Source organism: Dactylosporangium fulvum (assembly GCF_025137375.1).
Taxonomy (GTDB): Bacteria; Actinomycetota; Actinomycetes; order Mycobacteriales; family Micromonosporaceae; genus Dactylosporangium; species Dactylosporangium fulvum.
The window spans coordinates 9,974,213-9,997,745 of the sequence record NZ_CP073720.1; the positions used below are offsets into that span (position 1 = coordinate 9,974,213).

A 23,533-nucleotide genomic window follows, 5' to 3' on the forward strand; every position below is an offset into this window, starting at 1 on the left:
TGGCCGCGATCCGCTGGACATCGGTTGGTGATACCGATCCGCCGCGCGCACGCCGACTCCGGGAGCGCTGGTTACTCCCCCGGGCAACCAGTCACCACCAGCCGTGTCCCATCAGCCCCGGCGCGCCGACGGAATCCCGTCGACCAGTTCCCGTCCCGCCCACCCAGGCATCGTCAGCTGCGGGCCCACCGCTTGGATTTGTCGCCGACCGCTTCCCGGCCCAACTCCACCCGCGGCGCCCGTCCATGGTCAAGGGAAAGTTCGCGCCGGCGGCTTCGACGAGTTCAACCCCAACCGGCGCCGCAACTCGGCCACCTCAGCCCGCAACGCCTCGATCACCGCCGTCTGCTCCGCAATCGTGGCCGCCTGCGCGGCAACCACCGCCGCAAGATCAACCGACACCGCAGGCCCCGACACCCCACGATCATCCACCCAACAACGAACATCATCGATCAGGCACGCCGACCACCTGAATAGTCACCACGGACTTTCCCTCGATCATGGGCTTTCTGCCCGCACTTCCGACAGGGCCGGCCATCCGAGGCCGCCGCCCAGGCACGCCCCGGCCTGCCCCCCCGGCTCCACTGCCCCCGCCTCCGCTGGCCCCGGCTCCACTGCCCCCGGCTCCGCTGGCCCCGCCTCCGTTGGCCCGGCTCCGTCAGCCCCGCCGAGGCCCCCGACCCCTGCCCCCTGACCCGGATCGTCGGCCGCTCCCCGCCAGGCCAGGCATCGCCGACCACAATCCCGCCCGGGCGATCACCATCGGTCCGGTCAGGCATCACCAGCTGAACCAGTCACCCGACCGGCCAAGCTGCCGACCAGGCGCCACCAGACGCTCCCGCCGACCCGGCGTGTCTGCCGCCCCTACCGGCGCGACCGAATCGACGACCACCACGCCGGACGCGACCAACAACGACCACGCCGGGCGCGACGGGTCAACGACCACGCCGGTCGACCACGCCGGTCGGCCGGGTCGGTCGGCCGACCCGGCCTGGCGTGCGAGGCAGGCCCCAACGGCCCGATGAAGCAGCGGAACGGCAGGTCAGGCGCGCATGACTGTGGCGATCGGGATCCGTGCTGCGCGGAGGGCGGGGATCGAGCCGCCCAGCAGGCCGGCCACCAGGCCCGCGATCACGCCGGCCACGCCCGCCTGCCAGGGGAACGTGATGTCGGTCAGCTGTGGAACCCGGGAGCCCAGGATGCGGACCGTCAGGTCGAGGACCAGCGCCGACAGGCCGATCGCCGCAGCGGCGGTCAGCAGACCGGTCAGCAGCGTCTCGGCCAGCACGATGCCGGCCAGCAACGACCGTGGAGTACCCACGGCTCTTCGCAGCGCGAACTCCTCGACCCGCTCGCCCACCGTCGCCAAACCTACGTTGAGGATGCCGGCCACGCCGATCAGCAGTACCAACGCTGCCATGCCCAGGAAGATCCAGCGGATGATCGAGAGCTCCTGCTCGATGCTCTCCCGGGCGTTGACCACCTCGACGTGCAGGGCATCGGCCGGGATCCCGGCGCCGGTCAGCTTGCGGATCAGCAGGCGCTCGGTGTCGCCCGCCGACGGCGAGAACATCAGCTGGAGCCCCATGCCGCCGAGGGCGGACCGCCCGGACTGCGGCGGCATCCAGTTGCGCAGCTCGTCGGCGCGGACGTAGGCGGTGGGCTGGGAGTTGCCGTCGTCGACGACGCCCACGATGCGCGGCGTGGGGTTGGCGGTCACGCCTTCCAGGCGCATCTCGGCGGGCACCTGGTTCTGGCTGAAGCCGCGCGCCGCCTCCTTGTTGAGCACAAGACGCGGCGAATACGACGGCGGGCCGGTGAGGTCGAGCCAGGAACCGGAAACCGGTCTGTACGGCCGGAACTGCCGCACATCACCGACCATCGCGTAGAGCTGCACCTCGATCGCCTGCCCCTTGGGGGCGATGTCGGCCGGGCTGAGCGGCACCGGCCGGCATATGCCGGAGGCGTCGCACTGCACCTCGTACTGCCCGGGGCCGTAGCCGTAGCCGCCCGGGTTGTCGAAGGGCGCCCCGCCCGGGTTGATCGGGGTGACCTTCGGCTCGCCGATGATCGCCTGGTAGCCGACCATCGCCGCCGCGCCGGGACGGCCGGAGATCGTGGCGATCGTCGTGTCGATCGCGTCGCCGAAGGGCGGGATGTACATCTGGCGCGTGCCGTCCTTGCCTGCGTGCAGCTCGAGATCCGCGAGGCGCAGCGTCTTCGCGGTCTCCGCAGCCCCCTGGACGGCGACCACGGCCAGTACACCCAGGAACAGCGACACCATCGACAGGAACGTGCGCGTCTTGCGGGCCCGGATGCCCTGCCCACCGATGATCAGCGCCGACCGGAACCGCCCCGACAGCCTGATCATGCCGGCTCCAGCACACCGCTGCGCAGGTGCAGGACGCGGTGCATCTTGGCGGCGTGTGCCTGGTCGTGGGTGACCAAGATCAGGCCGCAGCCGCGGTCGGTGGCGGCTCGCATGACGTCGATGACGAGGTTTCCGGTTTCCGTGTCGAGGGCGCCGGTCGGCTCGTCGGCGAGCAGGAGGCTCGGGTTGCGCACGAGTGCCCGGGCAACCGCGACCCGCTGCTGCTCACCGCCGGAGAGCTTGGGCGGCCGATGTTTGGCGAGGTGGGCTATGCCGACCTGGTCGAGTGCCTCCAGCGTGCGGGCCTTGCGCTTGCGCCGCGGCAGCCAGCCCTGCCCGTTGACCAGCGCCATGGCGACGTTCTGCGCGGCGGTGAGGTGCTTGAGCAGGAAGAAGCGCTGGAAGACGAAGCCGAACTCGGCGCTGCGCAGCGCGGCGGCCTTGCGCTCGGGGATGCGGGCCAGGTCGCGGCCGCCCATGAAGTACTGCCCCGAGTCGGGCCGGTCGAAGAGCCCGATGAGGCTCAGCAGGGTGCTCTTGCCGGAGCCGGAGCGGCCCAGGATCGCCACGCTCTCACCGGGCTCGACGGCGAGATCGACACCGTCGAGGATGGTGCGGGGCCGTTGCTGGCCCTTGAGCGTCTTGGTGACCCCGACAAGCTCGATGAGCGGGCTCACTTGGTCATTCCCGGGAGGGGGTCGCCGCCCTGGTTCTGCTTGGCGGGCGGCAGGTTGGGCCCCGGCACCGAGACGGTCTCGTCGCCGTCGAGCCCGGACTTGATCTCGATGACCTTGCCGTCGGTGAGGCCGAGCGTCACCTCACGCACCTCGCGGGTCTGGTCGGGCTTGATGACCTCGACCTGGCCCCGGCCCTGTGCCCCGGCGACCGCCTCGACCGGCAGGACGAGCACGTTGGTCGCCGTCGCGGTGACGACCTCGACGGTGGCCGCGGCACCGTTGATGAGCTTCACGTCGGCGGGGCCGACGCAGACGAGCCGCATGCCGGTCGGTTCGGAGCCCTGCGGCTGCTGCTGCGGGGGCAGGGCCGGCGGCGCACTGGCACTCGTGCTGGGGTTGGGCGCCGGTGGCTGCTCCTCGGGGATCGTGCCGGACGGCAGCGCCGCGAGCGTGCCGAGCACAGTGCAGGGGAACGGGCCGGGGCCGTTCTTGATCTGCGCCTGCACCGACTGGAGGCTGTCGGAGATCTGGTACGCCTGCGCGCCGTCGATGTCGGCCACGACGCCGTACCCCACCTGCTTCGCCGACACGATCGGCATGCCGGCGGTGACCTTCGACCGGTCGTCGACGAGCCGCCCGGTGAACACCGCGCCGGCCGGCACCTCGATCGGAGTGGACTTGCCGCCGGCCCAGATGTTGGCCACCCTGGTCGGCTTGGTCGGCGTGCTCGTCGGCGCTTTGACGCTCAGATACCGCACCTCCCCGTTGACCGGTGCCACCAGGCCGAAGGTGGGCCCGAGGGTCACCTTGCCGGAGAGGCTGACGCGGTTGGTGAGGTCCTGCCGGGTCGGCTTGGCCGTGGTCATGGCGGTGCCGCGCTCGGCCATGCCCGGGTTGCCGGCCTCTTGGGCGCTCGACGGCGTGCAGCCGGCCAGCAGGCCGGCCGCCAGAGCGGCGCCGAGCATTGCGGGGAGGAATCTTCGCACCGGTGCAACCCCCAGATTCGCGAGCCGATCGAAGTCCGCCAAAGGGTATCGGCCAATCGCGCCACGTGGGTGCCCGAAAGAGGGTGATCGCGAAAATACCACTCGCAGTAAAAGTACGGGAGCCGACAGTATCGAATCGGATCTCCAGGCACATTATATTGATGAAAATCAGTGTAGGCATCGTCACCGCCATGGCGACCGCCGCCCTCCTCGTGCCCGCCGCGCCCGCCGCCGCGGCGACTCCCGACCACTGGGGCTTCGCGTTCGTGAAGGACCCCACCACAACCGTCGCGACACCGCTCGACCCGGCGTACCAGTACGGCAGCTGGAAGGCGTTCGCGCCGGCCGCACTCGCCGACGGGGTCAAGATCGGCCCCGGCCGTTTCCTGGTGCGCTTCCCGATGATCGGCCTCGGCGCCTTCCGGGGCATCCCGCACGTCACCGCCGTCAGCAACGACGGCCATTTCTGCGAAGCGGTGCGGTGGGGCGCCCAGGGCGCCGACGAAGTCGTCGACGTGCAGTGCTTCAAGCCCTTCGGCTTTCCCGACGACAGCCAGTTCACGGTGCTGTGGACCGTCAGCTCCGGGGTGACCGGCCCGGGCGCGCACGCGTACGTCCACGTCGCCGCGCTGAGCGGGATCATCCAGCAGTACAACTCCAGCGGCGCCGGAAACTCGGTGACCACCGGCGGCCCGGGCAGCTACACGGTCCGCTTCGCCAATGTCGGGCTGGCCGGCATCCACACGGGCAACCTCCAGGTCACCGCGGTCCAGTCCAACGCACAACCGCGGCGGTGCAAGGTCGCCCGGTGGTCCTGGAGCACCCCTGACGTCTACGCGCTCATCGCCTGCTTCGACGCGACCTCCGGCGCGCCGGCCTACTCGGAGTTCACCGCGTCGTTCCACCGCGAACGGTCCGTCCACGGCGCCGTCAGCCCGCCGACGCGCTTCGGCTACGTCACGAGCACCACGTCCAGCCAGAGCAACTACAACAGCGCGCTCGGCTTCGGCGCCAACTCGATCGGCGGGATGACCGTCAAGTACCCGATGCTGTATCAGAAGGAGACACACGCACAGGTGACCGCGATCGGCGACACCGCCAACTACTGCGGCCTCGAGAAGCCGTGGTCCGACGCCGGTGGCACCGCCGTGGTGTCGGTCGCCTGCTTCGACCAGACCGGTGCCAGGGTCGGCAGCGCCTACCTGTCCACGTTCAGTTCGAGCATCTAGGACGCGCCGTCACGCCCGGTAGGTGAAGGTGTTGCCGCCGGGCGTGACGACGCGCGGGCCCGGGAGGGTGAATCCGCCGACGGCGTGCGGGGTGGGCGGCGACGGCCGCGGAGTAGACCGAGGGTGAGGCCGGCCGCACGACATGTCCCCTATCTCACAAATGGGGAATACGCTGCGGGAATGGCCCTGTGGAAACCGGATCCGACCTTCTATCCGTCGCCACGCGACGCGTTGCGGGCGCCGCCGGAGAAGCTCGCCTACGTGGCCGCCTTCGACCGCGCCGCCGAGCAGCCCGACGCCATCGCCGTCGTCGACACCGACCCGTCGTCCGCCGCCTACGGCACCGTGGTCGGCTGGACCGAACTGCCCAACACCGGTGACGAGCTGCACCACTTCGGCTGGAACGCGTGCAGCAGCGCGCTGTGCCCGTACGCGCCGCACCCGCACGTCGAGCGCCGCTACCTGATCGTTCCCGGGCTGCGCTCGTCCCGCATCCACATCCTGGACACCGGCCCCGACCCGCGCGCACCCGAGATCGTCAAGGTCCTCGAGCCCGACGAGCTCGGCAAACGCGCGGGCTACTCCCGCCCGCACACCGTCCACTGCGGCCCCGAGGGGATCTACGTCTCCGCGCTCGGCAGCGCCGACGGCGCCGACGGCCCGGGCGGCATCGCGCTGCTCGACCACACGTCGTTCGAGATCCTCGGCCGGTGGGAGATCGATCGCGGCCCCCAGTACCTCGCCTACGACGTCTGGTGGCACCTCGGCCACGACGTCGTGGTGACCAGCGAGTGGGGCACGCCGTCGATGATCGAGGACGGCCTGGTGGGCGAGCTGCTGCTGGGCCGCAAGTACGGGCACGCCCTGCACTTCTGGGACCTACGCAAGCGCCGCCACCTGCAGACCGTCGACCTCGGCGACCAGCATCAGATGGCACTCGAACTGCGCCCGGCCCACGACCCCAGCAAGGAGTACGGGTTCGCCAACACCGTCGTCAGCGTCGAGGACCTGTCGGCGTCGATCTGGGTGTGGTACCGCGAAGGGTCGCACTTCGCCGTCAAGAAGGTGATCACGATCCCGGCCGAACCGGCCGCGTCCGCCGGCCTGCCGCCGGTCCTTCAGCCGTTCGGCGCCGTCCCCCCGCTGGTCACCGACATCGACCTGACGGTCGACGACCGCTTCCTGCTCGTCGCCGCCTGGGGCACCGGCGAACTGCTCCGCTACGACGTCAGCGATCCGTTCAACCCGGTGTTCGTCGACTCGGTGCACCTCGGCGGCATCGTCCGCCGCGCCGCCCACCCGACCGACCCGTCTCTGCCGCTCTCCGGCGGGCCACAGATGGTCGAGGTCAGCCGGGACGGGCGGCGCGTGTACGTCACCAACTCCCTCTACGGGTCCTGGGACGACCAGTTCTACCCGGACGGCGTCGGCGCCTGGATGGCCAAGCTCGACGTCACCGACCAGGGCGGACTCCGCCTCGACGAGCGATTCTTCCCGCACGGCGCCGACTTCCGCGGGCGGCGCGTCCATCAGACGAGACTCCAGGGCGGCGACGCGTCTTCCGACTCGTACTGTTTCTCATAGTGAGCATCGCCGCATACGTCGCACTCGCGGCCATGGGCGCGTTCCATGGCCTGAATCCCGGCATGGGGTGGCTGTTCGCGGTTGCGATCGGGTGCCAGGAGCGGAGCAGGGCCGCGGTCCTGCGCGCCCTGGCGCCGATCTCCGCCGGCCACGCCGTGTCGATCTTTGTCGTCGCCGGGCTGGTGAGCGCGCTCCAGTCGGTGGTCGCCACCAGGCTGGTCGCGATTGGCGGCGGCATCGTGCTGGTGGGGTTCGGCCTGTGGCGCGCCCTGTCGCAGCGCCACTTCCGGTGGGCCGGCATGCGGCTGTCGTGGGCGCAACTGGCGAGCTGGTCGTTCCTCATGTCGAGCGTCCACGGCGCCGGCCTCATGCTGGTCCCGGTCCTGGTGGCCAGCGCGCCGGCCACGGGCCACCACCACGGCGCCGAGGCGGCGACCGCGCCGCTGTGGACGGGCTTCCTCGCCACGGCCGTCCACACGGTCTCGATGGTCGCCGTGGCCGGCGCGGTGGCGCTGCTCGTCTACCAGGTCGTCGGCCTGCGCATCCTGCGGTCCGCCTGGATCAACCTGGACCGGATCTGGGCGGTGGCGCTGGTCGGCGCCGGCATCGCCACCGTGGCGGTGGCGATCTAGATCACTCGCGCGAGGCGTCGTAGCGCGCCTGAGCCGCCAAGATCTCCGGCATCTCCGCCTCGACCAGCTCGATCAGATCCGTCAGCTTGAGGGCGATCCGCTTGCCGCCCCCGGTCAGGCTGTACTCCACCCGGGGCGGGATCGCGCTCAGCACCTCGCGCACCACCAGCCCGTCCCGCTCCAGCGCGTGCAGCGTCTGCGACAGCATCTTCTCGCTGACCCCGTCGACCCGGCGGCGCAGCTCGTTGAAGCGGTGCGTCCCCTCCAGGAGCGCGGCGAGGGTGAGGATGCCCCAGCGGCCGGCGACCGTGTCCATGACAGGTCGCGACGTGCAGTTCCGCGCGAACACATCGAAGACCAGCTCGTCCCTGGGCATGGAACTACGATAACCGACGGGTTGCACTTTCAAAAAGTTAGTGCTTACCGTAGGTGCGGTACGAACCGAAGAAGGAGCACACCATGACGATCACCGTCACCGGCGCCACGGGTCACCTCGGCCGGCTGGTCCTCGAGGAGTTGCGCGGCGCAGACGTCGTCGCCGCCGTCCGCGACACCGGCCAGGATCTCGGCGTCCCGACCCGGCTCGCCGACTACGACCGGCCCGAGACGCTGGACTTCACCGGCACCGACGCGCTGCTGTTCATCTCCAACCGGGAACTCGACAAGCGGGTCGACCAGCACAGGGCCGTCGTCGACGCGGCGCGCGCCGCGAACGTCGGGCTGATCGTCTACACCAGCATCACCAAGGCGGACACCAGCCCGATCCCGATCGCACCCGGGCACAAGTGGACCGAGGACTACATCCAGGCCTCCGGCCTGCCGTACGTCTTCCTTCGCAACAACTGGTACTTCGAGAACTACACCGCCAATCTCGCCGGCACATTGCAGAACGGCGCCGTCCTCGGCGCCGCCGGCAACGGCCGGATCGCGGCCGCCACGCGGGCCGACTTCGCCGCCGCGGCCGCCGCCGTCCTCACCGGGAAGCCCGACGAGCACGCCGGCAAGATCTACGAGCTCGGCGGCGACGAGGCCTTCTCGCTCGGCGACCTGGCCGCCGAGATCACCGCCCGGTCGGGCACCGAGGTGGTCTACCGTGACCTGCCCGAGGACGAGTACGCCCAGACACTGATCGGCTTCGGCGTTCCGGAGGGGTTCGCGAGGGCGCTCGCGGCCTCGGACACCGCCATCTCCCAGGGCGCGCTCGACGTCGTCACCGACGACCTGCGCCGGCTGATCGGCCGACCCGCCACAACACTCGCCGAGTCCCTCCAGGCCGCCCTGAAAAACGCCTAGCAAGGCCGGGAGCGCCCGCAGTTCGGCCCGTCCCGTGAGCGGATCCGCCACCCGTCGTGCGCCATGCGGCTCCTGACCAACCACTCCTTCGCATACGTCCTGACGGTCAGACCGACCGCATGGCCGGCCGGGCCTGGTTGACCTTGGTGACTTTCGGTGGTCCTGGCCACGGAAAGTCACCAAGGTCAACGCGCGGCGACAGCCGGCAGCGCGAAACCTCCGTGATCTGAAACCGCGGGCTCGCCGTCAGCGGGACTGGAACGCCGCCGCCCTCCATCCGGCCCTTCCCTCAGGTTCCGCACGCGTGATCGCGAACTTGCCGCAACCATGGCCAGGCCCCGGGCCGGTTCTCGTCCAGCCGCCGCGCTCGTGATTGCGAACGTATCGCGATCACGGCCACAACCGGCCGGAAGCTACGACAGGGCCAGCGAGACCCGCGCTTGTTCCGCCCGGGCATCCGCCGCCCCCACTCGACCTGTGGTCGCACGGTGTATTGCCACCCGTGCTGCGCCGCCCACTGCCGCAACCGCTCGACCCGCTCCCGCCGCTGCTGCACCACCGTCAGGACGATGACGAGGGCCACCACCAGGCCGAGGCAGACGGCACCCCCGGCGAGCGCAGCGGACATCTCCATGGCCCAACGCTGATCTCGCCCGTCGACACTCCCGCTCGGAACGCCGGCCGCCGGTGAGCGCGCAGAGGGGTGATCCGATGGCGTGGGCCGGGCCGGAGGATCGTCCCGCCGGCGATCCTCCGGCCCGAGTCGTGGGTGTCAGCCGGCCGGCACCAGGAGCGGAGCCAGGGCCTCGGCCGTTGCCGGGTGCTCGGCGAGCAGGGCGAGGACCGCCGTCGGCGCGGTCTCCGTCGTGGCCTGCTCCTGCCAGCCAGGAGCGCAGCCGAGCAGGTCGGCGAGGGCGTCCGTCGTGGCCGGGTGCGCCGCGAGGAAGGCGCCGACCGGGCCGGCCGGAGCTGCGGGCGCCGCCGACCGGCGCTGGGATTGCGGCTGGGCGCTCCACGGCGGCACGAAGGCGTCGACCGCCTGGAGGGTGCTGGGGAACGTGCGACCGGCCTCGCGGATGAGGACCGGCACCAACTCGCCCGCCTGGTCCCGCAGCGTGGTGATCAGCGACGGCAGCCAGGGCAGCAGGACCGGGTCGGGAAGCTTGGCGAACGCGTTCGAGATCACCTCGACCACAAACGGGGCCAGCTTCGGGACCGGCTCCAGCGCCTGCACGAACCCGCTGAGGTATTGCGGGAACGACGGCACGACCAGCGGGTTGGCCAGCAGCTCGGTGCAGCGGGTGCGCAGCTCCGCGAGCGGGAGCAGGCCCAGCTGATGGTGTGCCGCCCACAGCAGCGCCACCTTCGCCGGCGCCTCCGGGTGGGACTGGCGCACGGCCAGCTCCAGCTGTGCCCGGTCACAGCCGAGCGACAGCGCCAGGCCCTCCATCGAGAACAGGAACCCGAGCATCGCCGCGACCTGCCGCACGCCCGTCTCGTCGTCGACGAACGCGGTCGGCAGCAGCGTGCAGTAGTGCGCGTATCCGGCGGTCACGAACGCCTCGCACCACGCCGGCAGCGTGGGCTCGGTCGCCCGGTAATGCGCCAGCAGCCGCCGGATGCGGCGCAGCACCTCGGGCGCGTCGTCGACCGTCCGCTCGGCCGCGAGCAGTTCGACGGCCCGCGCGCCCAGCTCGTCGGTGAAGCGCCGGCTGCCGAGGAACAGGATCGAGTCCTCGACGGCGCGCAGGGCCACCGCCGCCGTCGCGTCCTGCGCCCACACCGACCGGCGCAGCCGCTGCTCGACCACCTGCTCGACGGTGACGCCCTCGTAGCCGAGCTCGATAACGTACCGCTGGTGCTTGCCGATCGCCAGGTCCCAGCTCTCCTGGATGGCCTTCTCGCCGAGCCGGCGGGAGCCCATGATCGGGCGGACCGCACCGTCCGGCAGGAGATACCGCAGCATCCAGAGCAGATGGGAAGCGGGCACGAGCTCCGGCCGGCCGGCCAGATCGAGCAGTGCCCGCTGCACGGTGCTCTTCTGCAGGTCGAGCCCGATGGGGGCGAGCCGGTCGTAGACGTCGCGCGCCAGGGGCGGCAGCGCGTCGTAGCCGACCTGGCCGACCCGGTCGCCGCCGAGCAGGATCTCGCAGAGCCGTCGCACGTCGCGCCGGCCCGGGACGACGTCCTTCTCGATGCAGGTGACCGCCGCGTCCTGGAAGTCGTACGGCGTCGGGCGGGCCCGGTTGCGCATCCCGGCCAACAGGATCGAGGTCTCGAACACCGCGATGGCGTCGGCGGTGCTGGCGAGATACCCGTTGCGGCGGGCCAGCCGGACGATGTCGACGCACCACCCGAGAAGCTCCTCCTCGTCCAGCCCGTCGAGTGCCGGCGGGCTGGCCAGGAACCCGGAGAGCCGGTCGGCGACCGGCTCGGCCTGGGCGGCCGTGGCGGGCAGCGCCTTCGCCGCGCGCTTGCGGGTGCCGCGCTGTCCGTCGAGCTGAAACGGCGTGAGCCGCGACCGGGTGATCGCCTTGGCCCACGTGGCGGCCGCGATCGACACCGAGCCGGACGCGAGCCCGAACTGTGCCTCGATCGCCGAGTGACTCGACGGGATCAGCCCGTAGAGCCACTTCGTCGCCGTGCGCGGGCTGATCTCGAAGTCGGGCACACCGTCGGCGGTCCCGAACTCGGCGACCCGGCTGGCCGCATGGAACGCCCCGCACACGTAGAGGCAGTCGGCCTTGTCGACGCCCGACGCGGCGAGGTGCTCACGCATGCGGGTCCACATGTACCGCTCGCGGTCCTCGTCGACCCGGACCCGCCGGCTGTCCGCCGGGGCGAGCCGCCGGAACAGGCTGCCGATCAGCACCATGACCTGGCGGTAGGTCGCGTAGTCGGCGCCGGCGAGCGGCTGCTCGACATACTGGTCCCACCACTCCGACCAGTGCCGCACCTTGCCGTGGTGCAACAGGTGCTGCTCCAGCTCGGCGAAGCGCGGCCGCAGGTCACCGATCTCGATGCCGACGGCGTCGCCGTGCAGGTCGTCCTCCTCGGCGGTCTTCTCGGTGGAGCGCTGCGGCTCCCACTGGAAGACGTGGTCGGTCGACCGGTCGACCAGCACCAGCTCGACCCCGGGCGTGTCGAGCGCGTAGGAGATCGCCTGGTATTCCGCCGACGCCTCGGTGATCGGGGCGACGACGCTCAACGGCCCCCAGTCCTTCGGGAAGTCGTCGAGTTCGGAGGCGAAGGCCTGCAGCGCCACCGGCAGGCGGCAGTTGCGCAGCTCCGTCAGCAGCGGCTGGAGGTCTTCGCACAGCTCCAGATAGATGACCTTGGGCTGCTTCTCCCGCAGGCGGCGGACCATCGCCAGGCCGGACGCCGGCGAGTGGTGGCAGACCGGGAAGATCTCCAGCTCCTCACGCAGCGCCCGGTCGACGTCGTCGACGATCCCGGCCAGGATCTCGGGCACCGCACCGGCACCGCCGGCGAAGGCGGTGGCCGCCTCCACCAGCTGGCCGCGCAGCGCGTCGAAGGGCTCGGTCCGGGATGTCATGACAGGGTTGCGATCGCCTGGCGGCCGCCCTCGAGGAACGCGGGCCACTCGCCGCCGTCCTGCTTGCTGCGCGGCTCGACGACCCCGTGCCAGTACTTGTTGAGGATCGCCAGGTCCTCCGGGCTGCGGCGGGCGAGCGACCCGACCAGCGACCCGGCGAGTGTCTCGGCCCGCAGCTTGCGGTCCCCGAAAAACGTGCTGTGCAGGATCGCGTCCTCCAGCACGCCGATCTGCTCGGCGGTCGACAGCGCCGACTCGAGCTTCTCGTCGTCGCTCGTCGCCGAGTCGGCCGCGGCGCGCAGGTCGGCGAAGCTCTGCAGCAGGATGTCGAGCAGGTTGGGCGGCACGTCGAGCTCGATCCTGTGCCGGTGCAGCAGCTCGGTCGTGCGGAACCGAACGATCTCCGCCTCGCTCTTCTTGTTGGTCACGACGGGGATGCGCACGAAGTTGAACCGCCGCTTCAGCGCCGAGGACAGATCGTTGACCCCCCGGTCGCGGCTGTTGGCCGTCGCGATGATCGAGAAGCCGGGCTGGGCGAAGACGATGTTGTCCTCGTCGAGCTCCGGAATCGAGATGTACTTCTCCGAGAGGATCGAGATCAGCGCGTCCTGCACGTCGCTGGTCGAGCGGGTCAGCTCCTCGAACCGCCCGATCACGCCACGCTCCATCGCGGTCATGATCGGCGACGGGATCATCGAGGCCCGGGACTGTCCCTTGGCGATGACCATGGAGACGTTCCACGAATACTTGATGTGATCCTCGGTCGTGCCGGCGGTGCCCTGGACGACCAGCGTGGAGTTGCGCGAGATGGCGGCGGCGAGCAGCTCGGCGAGCCAGCTCTTGCCGGTGCCGGGGTCGCCGATGAGCAGCAGCCCGCGGTCGGAGGCGAGCGTCACGATGCTGCGCTCGACGAAACTGCGGTCACCGAACCACTTCTGCGAGATCTCCCGGTCGAGGCCGTCCGCGCGCTCGGAGCCGAGGACGAACAGCCGCACCATCTTGGGGCTGAGCCGCCACGAGAACGGCTTGGGGCCGTCGTCGATCGACTCCAGCCAGTCGAGCTCCTCCGCGTACTTCACCTCGGCGGGGGCGCGCAGCATGTCGTTGGTCATCTCTGGGGGTCTCCTAAGCGAGGAAGCTCTTGAGTTCGGAAACAAGCTTTTTGATGTGGCCGGACAGCACCGGCGCGCCCATGTCCTTGAAGCGCTGCCGGAACCAGGGGTTGACGCTCTGCTGACCGCCGCTGCTGACCGAGCCGACCGGGATGAACTTCACCCCGGAGCGGTGCATCGCCTGCATCGAGTCGAACAGCACCTGCGACTGCCACTCGTAGAAGTCGGAGATCCACACCACGACCGTGTTGCGCGGGTCGGCGACCTTCGGCTGGGCCAGCGCCATCGCGACCGTGCCGTCGGTGCCACCGCCCAGCCGGGTGCGCAGCAGCACCTCGAACGGGTCGTGCACCCACGGCGTCAGGTCGAGCGCGCGCGTGTCATAGGCGATCAGGTGGACGTCGACCTTCGGCAGGCCGGTGAAGATCGAGGCGAGGATCGTGCAGTTGACCATCGCGTTGACCATCGAGCCGGACTGGTCGACGACCACGATCATCCGGGCCGGAGTGGTGCGCTTGGCAGTCTGCTTGTAGAAGAGCCGGTCGACGTAGAGCCGCTCGTCCTCGGGGCTCCAGTTGGTCAGGTTCTTCCAGATCGTGCGCTCGATGTCGAGGTTGCGGAACACCCGCTTGGGCGGCACCGAGCGGTCGATCTCGCCGACGTTCGTCTGCTGCACCTGGGTTCGCAGCACCTCGGCGACCTCGTCGACGAACCGGCGGATCAGCGCCTTGGCGTTGGCGAGCGCGACACCGGAGAGGTTGTCCTTGTCGCGGAGCAGCTGCTCGATGAGCGACATGCTCGGCGTGAGCTGCCGCGCCAGCGCCGGGTCGGCGAGGACCTCGCGCAGGTGCATCCGGCGGACCAGGTCGCCCTCCAGCCCGGCCAGGACCGTGGCCATGCCGCCGGCGTTGGGCCGGCCGCGCAGCTCGCCCGGGTCCATGCCGAGTGCCCGCTCGAACCAGCCGGCGTCGGACTGCCAGTTGGCCAGCTGGGTCGCGCTGACATTGCCGCTGCCGGTGGCGAAGACGTTGACGAGCAGCTTGGAGACAAGAGCCGCGCGGCGGACCTCGTCCCCGGGCACGGACTCCGCCTCGGGCTTCATCAGGCCGTCGAACTCGCCGGCCAGATCGGGGTGGCGCTGCACAAGCGTGTCGACGGAGACGGTCGGATCGAGCAGCGCGGGCGGCAGCCCGAGGTCGTCGACGATCGCCACGCTGGCGGACTCCAGCGACATCTGCTCGTCGGCCTCGAACAGGCGGCCCAGCATCCGCCAGTAAAGCACCTGGCGCCGGTTCTCGTCGGCGGTGTTCATTTGCGCAGCAGCCTTCCCGCGCGCTCGCGCAGCACCTGCACCGCGTCGCCGGCGGCCTTGGCCGCCTTGGCGTCGGTCGGCCCGAGCGCCCAGTCGGTGGTGTGCACGGTGGTGGTCTTCTTCTTCACCGTGGCCTGCACGGCGATCGGCTGCACCACCCACTTGCCGGAGTCCCAGCGCAGGAGGCCGATGCAGGCGGAGGCGCCGGCGACGAGACCGGCGGTCAGCGGTCCGCAGGCGGGCAACCGCGTCGTGTCGAGCGGAATGGCGCTGTCTCCCTCCACGAACACCGGCTCGGCGATGCGGGCCGGATGCCGGTCCAGCGGCGGCACCGCGGGAGCGAGCGCACCGGGAAGCAGCACCCGCGCCGTCGCGAACGGGTCGGCCGGCTCTCCCGCCTTCGCCTGTGCGTCGTGCCAGATCAGGTCGCCGCTCGCGAGCAGCGGCAGGTCGGTCAGATCGAGGCTGCGGCGCTCGGCGAGCGCGGTCATCAGCACCGGGAAGCCCTGCAGCAGGCCCCAGATCGCCGGACCGACGATCGTGTCGACCTTGCCCGCGGTCACGCTGGTGCGGACCAGCCGGGTGACGCCGCCCGCCTCGAGCACGCCGTGAACCTGGACCTGCACCGCTGTGCCGTGCTCATGAACGTCGGCGCCGAGCACCAGCAGCCGGCCGGAGACGGTCTCGGCGTCGGCCGCCCGCCCGGCCCGGCCGCCGTCCTGGGCCAGCAGCAGCGCGCGGCTCCACAGGTCGGCCCACCGGCGCACCGGTAGCCGCTCGAGCGTCGCGATCGGGCTGGCGGCGCGCAACTCGGCGGCGAGCCCGTCGAGCAGCACCGCCAACCGGCGCAGCTCCGGGTCGGCCAGTGTCGCCTCGATCACCTGGCTCGACGCCGTGACGAGATCGTGGTCGACACCGCGCCAGCCGGTGATGGCCAGCTCCCGCAGCCAGGAGCGGCTGCCGACGAGCAGGTTGGCGGCGCCGGCGGCCGGGCCGGGCTGCCCCTGCCACGGCGCGCGGGTGCGGCTGAGGGCGCTGTCGACCCGGGTGAGCAGCGCATCGTGCACGGCGCCGAACACCGCGACGCGCGCGGCGGCCAGGGCCAGCAGGTGCTCGTCGGCGATGGAGCCGGCCGCGATCTTGTCGACGGCCTCGGCGATCCGGTCGCGCAGCGGGCTGCCGGCGAACGCGCCGGCCAGCGCGGCCAGTGCCGCGGCGCGGTCCTCGTCGACGCGGACGAAACCGTGGACGAGGCCGTCGTCGACCGCGGCCACGACATCGAGTGCCTCGGTGAGTCCCGGGTCGGTGCCGTCAAGGAGGGCGAGCATCAGCGGGCTCCTGTCGCCGGGAACCAGTGCAGCTCGGGAACCGGGTCGGTGGAGGTGGGCAGCTCCAGATAGGCCAGATGGCGCAGGAAGCTGCTGAACACCGTCGCGGCCGGTGCCGGCTCGTGGTGCCCGTGCAGGCCGTGCACGAGGCTCTTGCCCTCCTCGACCTCGATGCGCAGATAACGCGTGACGCGCTCCGCACCGTATTGCAGCACCGCCTCGTCGAGCAGCGCCTGGAGGTGCTTGCACGGCCACGACCCGCGCAGGCCGCCGCAGGGCCGGTTGTTGTTGGTGCTGCAACTCAGGCCGTGCGACCCGGCGCCGATCGAGGAGACATAAACCCGCTCGATGTCCGAACCGCTCGACACGACGCCCTGCAGGCGCCCGTCGGCCAGCTCCACGAACGGGACCTTCGCGAGCTTCCGGGGTTGTACCGGCGCGATGAACGGCGCTGTGGAGCGCCGCTCGATATCCAAGTCCAGATCCACGCGGTAGTTGTACAACACCGGTACGACAAAACCGGGCTACGCCTGAGCGACGGCCGTCCGCAAGCAGGTCGGGACGTCTTCCGCATGGTACGGCCATTCGGATGGCTCGATGTGATGGATGAAGTTGGCGTAGATGGTCGCGCCGAGCAGCGGCCGCACCGGGCGCAGCAGCTCGGCCGCCCGGACCGGGTCGGAGCCCAGCGCCACCCGCCGCCACAGCGCCGCCCAGCGCGCCACGATCGGCGCCGCCTCCTCGTCCGGCAGCCCGTCGCACATCGTCAGCAGGTCGAACGCCGGATGCCCGAGGAACGCGTCACCCCAGTCCAGCACTGCCGGCGCTACCGACGCGCCCGAACGCACGTTGCCCGGGTGGAAGTCGCCGTGCACAAGCGTGTCCGGCACGCCGCAGTCCGCGACCGCCGCCAGCCGCTCGCGGAGTCCGGCGAGCAGCTCAGCGAGGCCGAAGATCTCCGACAACCACGGCTCCGCGGCGATCATGATCTGGTCGTACAGCAGCCCGGCCCGGCGGTCGGTGACCCCGCGCCCGGCCAGGAGCGGCAGGTCGTCGAGCGCCCGCCGCTGCAGCCCGTGCAGCAGGTCGATCATCGACAGCCGCTCCGCGGCCGGCGCACCGAACCGGTCCTCACCCGCGAGGTTGCCCAGCAACTGCCGCCCGGTGCCGTCGGCCGCGAGCAGCCGGGGTGCGGCGCCGGGTGCCACCGCGCCGAGCCACGCCAGGACCTCGCTCTCGGCCTTCAAAAAGCCCGGCAGATGCTTGAGCCACAGTGGCCCGGCAGCGCGGTCCACCTGCCACAACGCCGACAGGTTCCAAGTTTTGCGCTGGATGATGCGCGAAGGCGTACCGAGGCCGAGATCGCGCATGGCGCCGGTGGCCCAGCGGATGCTCTCCGCGGGCCCGCCGACCTCGGCGTAGGGTGCGCGGTGCGGATGTGGCGCGAGGTTCACCTGCGCCGGCTCGAGCCGCGGCACCGGCCCGTCGACCTGGGCCAGGTAGGTGACGGCCCCGCCGTGCGGATACGGCCGGTCGGCGTGCAGCAGACGGAGGACCGTGACCTCGGCCCCGAGGCGCTCCCGCGCCCCGGCGACGACGTCGGCGACCTCCGGCCACCACGGCGCTTCGACCGTGAACGCCGGCAAGGCCCCGAGTAACTCCCCTGCCCCGTTCACCAGGTCAAGCGTCACTGTCCGCACAAGCGCACAGAATACTTAGGCGACGCTCGCGTGAGCGGCTATTAGCCGCCAGCCGCGGGACGGATCGTGGAGCCAGGCGAACGGCTCACCCGCGAAGGCGCCCTCCAGCGTCGCCAGCTGGGCCGCCTGCGGGCGGCGCTCGGCCGCCCGCAGGCTCTCGACGTCGGTCACAGCGTGCGGGCCAGACGCTCCGCCAGCAGGCGGGTGAAGCGGGACGGGTCGGCCAGCTCGCCGCCCTCGGCCAGCAGGGCCATGCCGTAGAGCAGCTCGGCGGTCTCGCCCAGCGCGGGGTCCTCGGCGTTTGCGGAGTGGGCCGAGCGCAGGCCGGAGACCAGGGCGTGCTCCGGGTTGAGCTCCAGGATCCGCTTGGTGTGCGGCATCTCCTGGCCCATGGCGCGGTACATCTTCTCCAGCGTCGGCGTGAGGTCGTGCTCGTCGCCGACGATGCAGGCGGGCGACGTCGTCAGCCGGGACGACAGGCGGACCTCCTTGACGTCCTCCTGCAGCTGCTCACCCAGCCAGGTCAGCAGCGGCGCGAAGTCGGCGGCCTGCTCTTCGGGGATCTCCGAGGAGCCGAGGTCGACCTTGCCCTTGGCGACCGACTGCAGCGGCTTGCCGTCGAACTCGGTCACCCGCTCGACCCAGATCTCGTCGACCGGATCGGTGAGGATCAGCACCTCGTAACCCTTGGCGAGGAACGCCTCCAGGTGCGGCGAATGCTCGACCATCGCGCGCGACTCGCCGGTCATGTAATAGATGTCCTTCTGGCCGTCCTTCATCCGCTCGACGTATTCGCGCAGCGACGTCGAATCGGCGGCGGTCGACGGGACGAGCATCAGGTCGAGCAGCAGATCCTGGTTCTCGGTGTCGTCGAGGAGACCCTCTTTCAACGCACGCCCGAACTCGGCCCAGAACGTCCCGTACCGCTCCGGATCATTGGTTTTGATGTCCTTGAGGGTGGTCAGGACCTTCTTCACCAGCCGGCGGCGGACCACCTGGATCTGCCGGTCCTGCTGGAGGATCTCGCGGGAGATGTTGAGCGAGAGGTCGTGTGCGTCCACGACGCCCTTGATGAAGCGGAGGTACTGCGGAATCAGCGCTTCGCAGTCGTCCATGATGAACACGCGCTTGACGTAGAGCTGCACACCGCGCTTGCCGTCGCGGCTGAACAGATCGAACGGCGCGCGGGACGGGACGAAGAGCAACGCCTCGTATTCGAAGGTGCCCTCGGCCTTCATGTGGATCGTCTCGAGCGGATCGGTCCAGTCGTGGCTGACGTGCTTGTAGAACTCGTGGTACTCCTCGTCGCTGACCTCGCTGCGGGGCCGCGCCCAGAGCGCCTTCATGGAATTGAGCGGCGCGTCAGAACCTTCAGTGCCGGTCATCCGGATCGGCCAGGCGATGAAGTCGGAGTAGCGCTTGACGATCTCGCGGATCTTCCATTCGGCCGTGTAGTCGAACAGCTGATCCTCGCTGTCCTCCGGCTTGAGATGCAGCGTGACCGACGTGCCCTGCGGCGCGTCGTCGAGCGACTCGATCTCGTAGGTGCCCTCGCCGGACGACTCCCAGAACGTTCCCTGGCTCTCGCCGGCCCGCCGGGTCACCAGCGTCACCTTGTCGGCGACCATGAACGTCGAGTAGAAACCGACGCCGAACTGCCCGATGAGCTCCTGCGAGGCCCCGGCGTCCTGCGTCTCCCGCAACTTGCGCAGCAGCTCGGCGGTGCCCGACTTGGCGATGGTGCCGATGAGCGAGACGACGTCGTCGTGGGACATGCCGATGCCGTTGTCGCGCACGGTCAGCGTGCGCCGGTCCTTGTCGACCTCGAGCTCGATGTGCAGATCGTCGGTGTCGACCTGCAGCTCCTTGTTGATCAGGGATTCGAGCCGCAGCTTGTCCAGGGCGTCGGAAGCGTTCGAGATCAGCTCGCGCAGGAAGATGTCCTTGTTCGAGTAGATCGAATGCACCATCAACTGCAGGAGCTGCCGTGTCTCGGCCTGGAACTCCAGCGTTTCCCTGCTCACTGAGACTCCTTTCACGATCCGTACCTGCCGTCGAGAAGAATATCCGCCCGGGTGTCGAATCGGATCGGGAGCGTTCGTGTAAGGGGTGAAGGACAAGGACGTGGGACTGGGCCGGGACGGCGAGGCCGCCGACGCGTGCCGGCGCGCGATCGAGCTGAGCGGCAACGCGGCGGAGCAGCGGTTCCTGGCGGGCCGGACGCGGCCGGGCCCGCCAGGACGAACGCCAGGAGATCAGTGACAGGTGCCGGAGCCGCTGTCGCTGTAGGTCTTGCCGGCGACCGGCACGAACTGCCAGTCGTAGCTGCCGGCGTGCAGGGTGAACTTCAGGACACCGAAGGTGTCGCTGTTGCGGGCCTGGCTGTTGGCCTGGATGGTGCCGAAGCTGTAGTGGTCGGCACCGCCCATGCCGGCGACGAAGCTGCGCAGCCCGCGGCTGTTGTCGAGCGCGCCCGCCGGGTTCATCGGGGCGAACCGCTCGTACTGGTGGTTGTGGCCCCAGACGACAACCTCGGCGTTGTTGTCGTACAGCGCCTGGTAGAGCGGCCGGGTGGAGGTCGACGGCGCGTGGTTCGCCCCCGAGGTGAACAGCGGGTGATGCCAGTACGCCAGCGTGCACGGCCGGGTGTTGGCGGCCAGGTCGTTGCGCAGCCACTGCTCCTGCGCCGAGCCCGCGGACATGCTGATGTTCGAGTTCAGCGAGACGATGTGCCAGTTGCCGAGGTCGTACGAGTAGTAGCCGAGTCCCGACGGGCCGGCCTGCGCGCCGAAGTAGTTGTAGTAGCCGCTCGCACCGGAGGTGTTGTAGTCGTGGTTGCCCGGCGACGGGCGGGTCCGCGACTTGAACTGGCCCCACGTCGGCGCGTAGTAGCTGGTGAACTCCGCGGCGGTGCCGTTGGTGTAGACGTTGTCGCCGGTGGTGAACACGGTGCCGGAGATGCCGTTGACGAGCGCTGCCGTCGCCGAGTCACCCGATCCGGAGGTGGCGATGTCACCCGCACCGACCAGCACCGGATCCCCGGAGGGCGGCGGGGTCGTGGGCGGCGGGGTCGTCGTGCCGGTGGTGATCACCAGTTGGGGCGCGTCGGCGCCGGTCTCACGCGTGTCGTAGTAGGCGCCGTCGCCGTTGCTCGAGGTCGCGCCGAAGCTGTACGTGCCGTCGCCGGTCACGACGGCCGAGACGTCGACCTCGTACCAGCTGTCCCTCGTCACCGCGCCGATCGAGCCGAGGCTGGTGCCGTCGAGCGCCGGCTGGTTGTTCCAGGTGGTGCCGGTCTCGGACCAGGTGGTGTTGGACATCGACCGGAACGTGCCGCCGGCCGGGCTGCCGTCGTTGCCGCTGATCGTGCGCAGGCGCAGCTTCGCGCTCGTGATCGTGCCGCTGACGCCGGAGACCGTGAACCGCAGGAACATCCGGCGGACCGGCGAGTTGTCGACCACGATCTGGGTGGCCGTGCCGTAGTTGGTGGAGGCCGTGTCGCTCTGCACGTACGTGTCGGCGACGGGGGTGAAGGTCGAGGTGGCCGCCGACGCCGGTGTCGCGGCGGTGAGCAGGACCGTTGCGGTGGCGACCGTCAGTGTCGTGGCGACACCCACGACGATCGTCGGTCTGTGCTTGCGGAAGCGCATGGCCGGAAATCTAGGTTTACGAATGGACGGCCACCGGTCGCGTAAGTGAACGTTGGACATCGATACCTCGTGTTCATGTCCCGGACGCCTGCCGGGCAGCTTCGGCGCCGATCGTGGGCCGGTGCTGACCATGCGGGTCCGGATCGCCGTCCTCACCGCCGCAACGGTGGTGCTGGCCGTCGGCGCGGCCGTCTACGTCCGGTCCGCCGCCGGGCGCGACGCCGGCGCGGCGCCCCGGTTCGAGCAGGTGTCGCTGACGCCGGGGCCGCGGCTGCTGACCGTCACCGACCGGCACGTCGCGGTGGTCGCGGCCGACAACCCGGGCGGTGCCCGCACCGTCTCGGCGGTGGAGTGCGTGCGGGCGTACGCCGCCGCCGGCACCGGGATCTGCCTGCGGCAGAAGACGCCCTGGGCGTACCAGGCCGTCGTCCTCGACACGCAGTTGCACGACCGGCAGGCGATCGACATCCCGGGCCTGCCGAACCGGGCGCGGGTCTCGGCGTCGGGCCGCATGCTGGCGTGGACGACCTTCGTCGGCGGGGACTCCTACACCAGCAGCGGATTCTCCACCCGTACCGGCATCCTGGACACCGCCACCGGCGCGCTGGTGTCCACATTGGAGGACTTCGCCGTCACCCGCGACGGACGGCCCTACCGCTCGGTGGACGTGAACTTCTGGGGCGTCACGTTCACGGCCGACGACAACGTCTTCTACGCCACGATGTCCACCGCCGGCCACCGGTACCTCGTGCGCGGCGACTTCGCGGCGCGGACGGTGGAGACGTTGCGGGACAACGTCGAGTGCCCGTCCCTCTCCCCGGACGGCACCCGGCTGGCGTTCAAACAGGCGGTCGACGGCGACCCCCTGCGCGGCTGGCACCTGTCGGTCCTCGACCTGGCGTCGATGCGGGTCACCCCGACCGCGGAGGCCACGAGCGTCGACGACCAGGCCGCATGGCTCTCGGACACCGACCTCGCCTACACGTTGCGCCACGCCGACGGCCAGCCGGACATCTGGTCGGTGCGGGCCGACGGCACCGGCGCCCCGCGCCTGCTCGTGCCCGGCGCCGAGTCCCCTTCGCCGCTCGCCTGAGACGGCGAAGACCCGGAGGTCCTGGAGGTTGTCCTCACCGACGAGGCACCCGGCTCAGAACCCGGCCATACCCAGCAACACGTCCGTCGCCGGCGCGACCGACGCGGACGCCGGAAGGGCGACGGCGACCCGCCACACGGGTTGGTCGGCGACGGCCAGCGGCACGGCCCGCAGTCCCTCGGCCTGGGACTTGCGGGCCACCGGCGCCGGGACCAGCGCCACGCCGAGGTCCTGCCGGACGAAGTCGAGCAGCGTGTGGACGTCGTTCACCTCGACGGCCACCTGGCGCTCCACCCCGGCGCGGGCGAAGACCTGGTTGCTCACCTGCCGCGCACCCCAGTCGGCGGTGAAGTCCACGAAGTTCTCGTCCCGGAGGTCCTCGACGGACCGCCGCACGGGACGGTCGGGGTGGGACAGCAACAGCATCGGCTCGGCGGCGAGCTCTCGCAGGCGCACACCCTCGGGCGGCGGACCGCTCGGTGCGACGAAGCCCACGTTGAGCTGGCCGAGGCGGACCTGCTCGATGATCCGGGCGGTGCCCGCGTACCGCAGGCGGATCTCGACGCCGGGATGCGCGCGGTGGAAGCGGGCCAGCAGCGGCGGCAGGTCGACCACGCCCAGGCACTGTTCGGAGCCGACACCCAGCCGACCGCGCAGCAGCCCGTTGACGGCGGCGACCGCGTCACGGGCGGCGGCGACGCTGGCGAGGGTGCGGTTGGCCTCCAGCAGCAGCGCGCGGCCCGCCTCGGTCAGCTCGACGCGGCGGGTGCTGCGGACGAACAGCTCGGCGCCGAGCTCCCGCTCCAGGGTGCGGATCGACGCGGACAGCCCGGACTGCGCCACCCGCATGCGTTCCGCCGCGCGCGTAAAGTGCCGCTCCTCGGCGACGGCGACGAAATACTCCAGGTGCCGCAGTTCCATGACTCAGCACTCTAGCTGCTGAATCTGAGCGGTTTCTGCTGTTGGACGGCCGGCCGCCGGGTGAGCGAGGGTGGAGCACGTGACCTATA

Annotated in this window: 22 protein-coding genes; 6 read left to right on the forward strand and 16 right to left on the reverse strand. The window is 70.7% G+C overall.

The genetic code is table 11. The annotated features are described in order from the left end of the window. Positions 1-249 precede the first annotated feature (249 nt). The 4 genes from Dfulv_RS45960 to Dfulv_RS45975 form a co-directional block, all read right to left on the reverse strand. Entirely contained in the window at positions 250-417 is a 168-nt protein-coding gene (locus tag Dfulv_RS45960; RefSeq protein ID WP_259860096.1) for a hypothetical protein, read from the reverse strand. Between the two features lie 625 nt (positions 418-1,042). Continuing rightward, positions 1,043-2,371 carry an ABC transporter permease gene (locus Dfulv_RS45965; RefSeq protein WP_259860097.1) on the reverse strand — a complete coding sequence of 443 codons (1,329 nt, stop codon included), beginning with the start codon at positions 2,369-2,371 and terminating at the stop codon, positions 1,043-1,045. Continuing rightward, complete coding sequence (locus tag Dfulv_RS45970; protein ID WP_259860098.1) at positions 2,368-3,048, reverse strand: ABC transporter ATP-binding protein; 681 nt, start codon at positions 3,046-3,048, stop codon at positions 2,368-2,370. Before Dfulv_RS45970 ends, Dfulv_RS45965 begins: the two co-directional genes overlap by 4 nt. Beyond that, complete coding sequence (locus Dfulv_RS45975) at positions 3,045-4,034, reverse strand: efflux RND transporter periplasmic adaptor subunit (protein WP_259860099.1); 990 nt, start codon at positions 4,032-4,034, stop codon at positions 3,045-3,047. Before Dfulv_RS45975 ends, Dfulv_RS45970 begins: the two co-directional genes overlap by 4 nt. Before the next feature lie 161 nt (positions 4,035-4,195). Here Dfulv_RS45975 and Dfulv_RS45980 point away from each other — a divergent pair, with 161 nt between their 5' ends. The 3 genes from Dfulv_RS45980 (at position 4,196) to Dfulv_RS45990 (ending at position 7,479) form a co-directional block, all read left to right on the forward strand. Beyond that, on the forward strand, positions 4,196-5,263 hold the full coding sequence (locus Dfulv_RS45980) for a hypothetical protein (protein WP_259860100.1): 1,068 nt from the start codon (positions 4,196-4,198) through the stop codon (positions 5,261-5,263). A gap of 180 nt (positions 5,264-5,443) precedes the next feature. Further along, positions 5,444-6,847 carry a selenium-binding family protein gene (locus tag Dfulv_RS45985; RefSeq protein WP_259860101.1) on the forward strand — a complete coding sequence of 468 codons (1,404 nt, stop codon included), beginning with the start codon at positions 5,444-5,446 and terminating at the stop codon, positions 6,845-6,847. Then, positions 6,847-7,479 (forward strand): hypothetical protein, encoded by a 633-nt coding sequence (locus Dfulv_RS45990; protein ID WP_259860102.1) that lies wholly within the window; start codon positions 6,847-6,849, stop codon positions 7,477-7,479. The genes Dfulv_RS45985 and Dfulv_RS45990 overlap by 1 nt, the downstream gene beginning before the upstream one ends. Position 7,480: 1 nt before the next feature. Here the strand turns inward: Dfulv_RS45990 and Dfulv_RS45995 are convergent, their stop codons facing one another. Next, positions 7,481-7,855: a winged helix-turn-helix transcriptional regulator gene (locus Dfulv_RS45995; protein ID WP_259860103.1), complete on the reverse strand. Its 375-nt coding sequence runs from the start codon at positions 7,853-7,855 to the stop codon at positions 7,481-7,483. 83 nt (positions 7,856-7,938) lie between these two features. On the opposite strand from Dfulv_RS45995, the gene Dfulv_RS46000 reads away from it, so the two are divergent. Continuing rightward, positions 7,939-8,772 carry an SDR family oxidoreductase gene (locus Dfulv_RS46000; RefSeq protein ID WP_259860104.1) on the forward strand — a complete coding sequence of 278 codons (834 nt, stop codon included), beginning with the start codon at positions 7,939-7,941 and terminating at the stop codon, positions 8,770-8,772. A gap of 289 nt (positions 8,773-9,061) precedes the next feature. Here the strand turns inward: Dfulv_RS46000 and Dfulv_RS46005 are convergent, their stop codons facing one another. The 9 genes from Dfulv_RS46005 to htpG form a co-directional block, all read right to left on the reverse strand. After that, positions 9,062-9,406 (reverse strand): hypothetical protein, encoded by a 345-nt coding sequence (locus Dfulv_RS46005; RefSeq protein WP_259860105.1) that lies wholly within the window; start codon positions 9,404-9,406, stop codon positions 9,062-9,064. Positions 9,407-9,544: 138 nt separating this feature from the next. Further along, positions 9,545-12,328, reverse strand: coding sequence for a DUF5682 family protein (locus Dfulv_RS46010; protein ID WP_259860106.1), 2,784 nt, complete (start codon positions 12,326-12,328; stop codon positions 9,545-9,547). Then, a complete protein-coding gene (locus tag Dfulv_RS46015) occupies positions 12,325-13,440 on the reverse strand; it encodes an ATP-binding protein (protein ID WP_259860107.1) in 1,116 nt (371 codons plus the stop codon). Before Dfulv_RS46015 ends, Dfulv_RS46010 begins: the two co-directional genes overlap by 4 nt. A gap of 13 nt (positions 13,441-13,453) precedes the next feature. Continuing rightward, positions 13,454-14,752, reverse strand: coding sequence for a vWA domain-containing protein (locus Dfulv_RS46020; protein WP_259860108.1), 1,299 nt, complete (start codon positions 14,750-14,752; stop codon positions 13,454-13,456). After that, on the reverse strand, positions 14,749-16,080 hold the full coding sequence (locus tag Dfulv_RS46025) for a hypothetical protein (protein WP_259860109.1): 1,332 nt from the start codon (positions 16,078-16,080) through the stop codon (positions 14,749-14,751). The genes Dfulv_RS46020 and Dfulv_RS46025 overlap by 4 nt, the downstream gene beginning before the upstream one ends. After that, complete coding sequence (locus tag Dfulv_RS46030) at positions 16,080-16,568, reverse strand: hypothetical protein (RefSeq protein ID WP_390891271.1); 489 nt, start codon at positions 16,566-16,568, stop codon at positions 16,080-16,082. Before Dfulv_RS46030 ends, Dfulv_RS46025 begins: the two co-directional genes overlap by 1 nt. Before the next feature lie 36 nt (positions 16,569-16,604). Beyond that, positions 16,605-17,756 (reverse strand): phosphotransferase family protein, encoded by a 1,152-nt coding sequence (locus Dfulv_RS46035; protein ID WP_259860110.1) that lies wholly within the window; start codon positions 17,754-17,756, stop codon positions 16,605-16,607. A 39-nt stretch (positions 17,757-17,795) separates the two neighbouring features. Continuing rightward, a complete protein-coding gene (locus Dfulv_RS46040; RefSeq protein ID WP_259860111.1) occupies positions 17,796-17,951 on the reverse strand; it encodes a hypothetical protein in 156 nt (51 codons plus the stop codon). Next, positions 17,948-19,804 carry a molecular chaperone HtpG gene (htpG, locus tag Dfulv_RS46045; RefSeq protein ID WP_259860112.1) on the reverse strand — a complete coding sequence of 619 codons (1,857 nt, stop codon included), beginning with the start codon at positions 19,802-19,804 and terminating at the stop codon, positions 17,948-17,950. Before htpG ends, Dfulv_RS46040 begins: the two co-directional genes overlap by 4 nt. 100 nt (positions 19,805-19,904) lie before the next feature. On the opposite strand from htpG, the gene Dfulv_RS46050 reads away from it, so the two are divergent. After that, on the forward strand, positions 19,905-20,042 hold the full coding sequence (locus tag Dfulv_RS46050) for a hypothetical protein (RefSeq protein ID WP_259860113.1): 138 nt from the start codon (positions 19,905-19,907) through the stop codon (positions 20,040-20,042). Here Dfulv_RS46050 and Dfulv_RS46055 read toward each other — a convergent pair. Next, complete coding sequence (locus Dfulv_RS46055; RefSeq protein WP_259860114.1) at positions 20,036-21,430, reverse strand: CBM96 family carbohydrate-binding protein; 1,395 nt, start codon at positions 21,428-21,430, stop codon at positions 20,036-20,038. The genes Dfulv_RS46050 and Dfulv_RS46055 overlap by 7 nt on opposite strands. A 130-nt stretch (positions 21,431-21,560) precedes the next feature. Between Dfulv_RS46055 and Dfulv_RS46060 the strand changes: the two genes are divergently transcribed. Further along, positions 21,561-22,523, forward strand: a complete 963-nt coding sequence (locus tag Dfulv_RS46060) for a TolB family protein (protein WP_259869540.1) — start codon at positions 21,561-21,563, stop codon at positions 22,521-22,523. A 54-nt stretch (positions 22,524-22,577) separates the two neighbouring features. On the opposite strand, the gene Dfulv_RS46065 is transcribed toward Dfulv_RS46060, so the two are convergent. Next, positions 22,578-23,444 (reverse strand): LysR family transcriptional regulator, encoded by an 867-nt coding sequence (locus tag Dfulv_RS46065; RefSeq protein WP_259860115.1) that lies wholly within the window; start codon positions 23,442-23,444, stop codon positions 22,578-22,580. Positions 23,445-23,533: the final 89 nt, after the last annotated feature.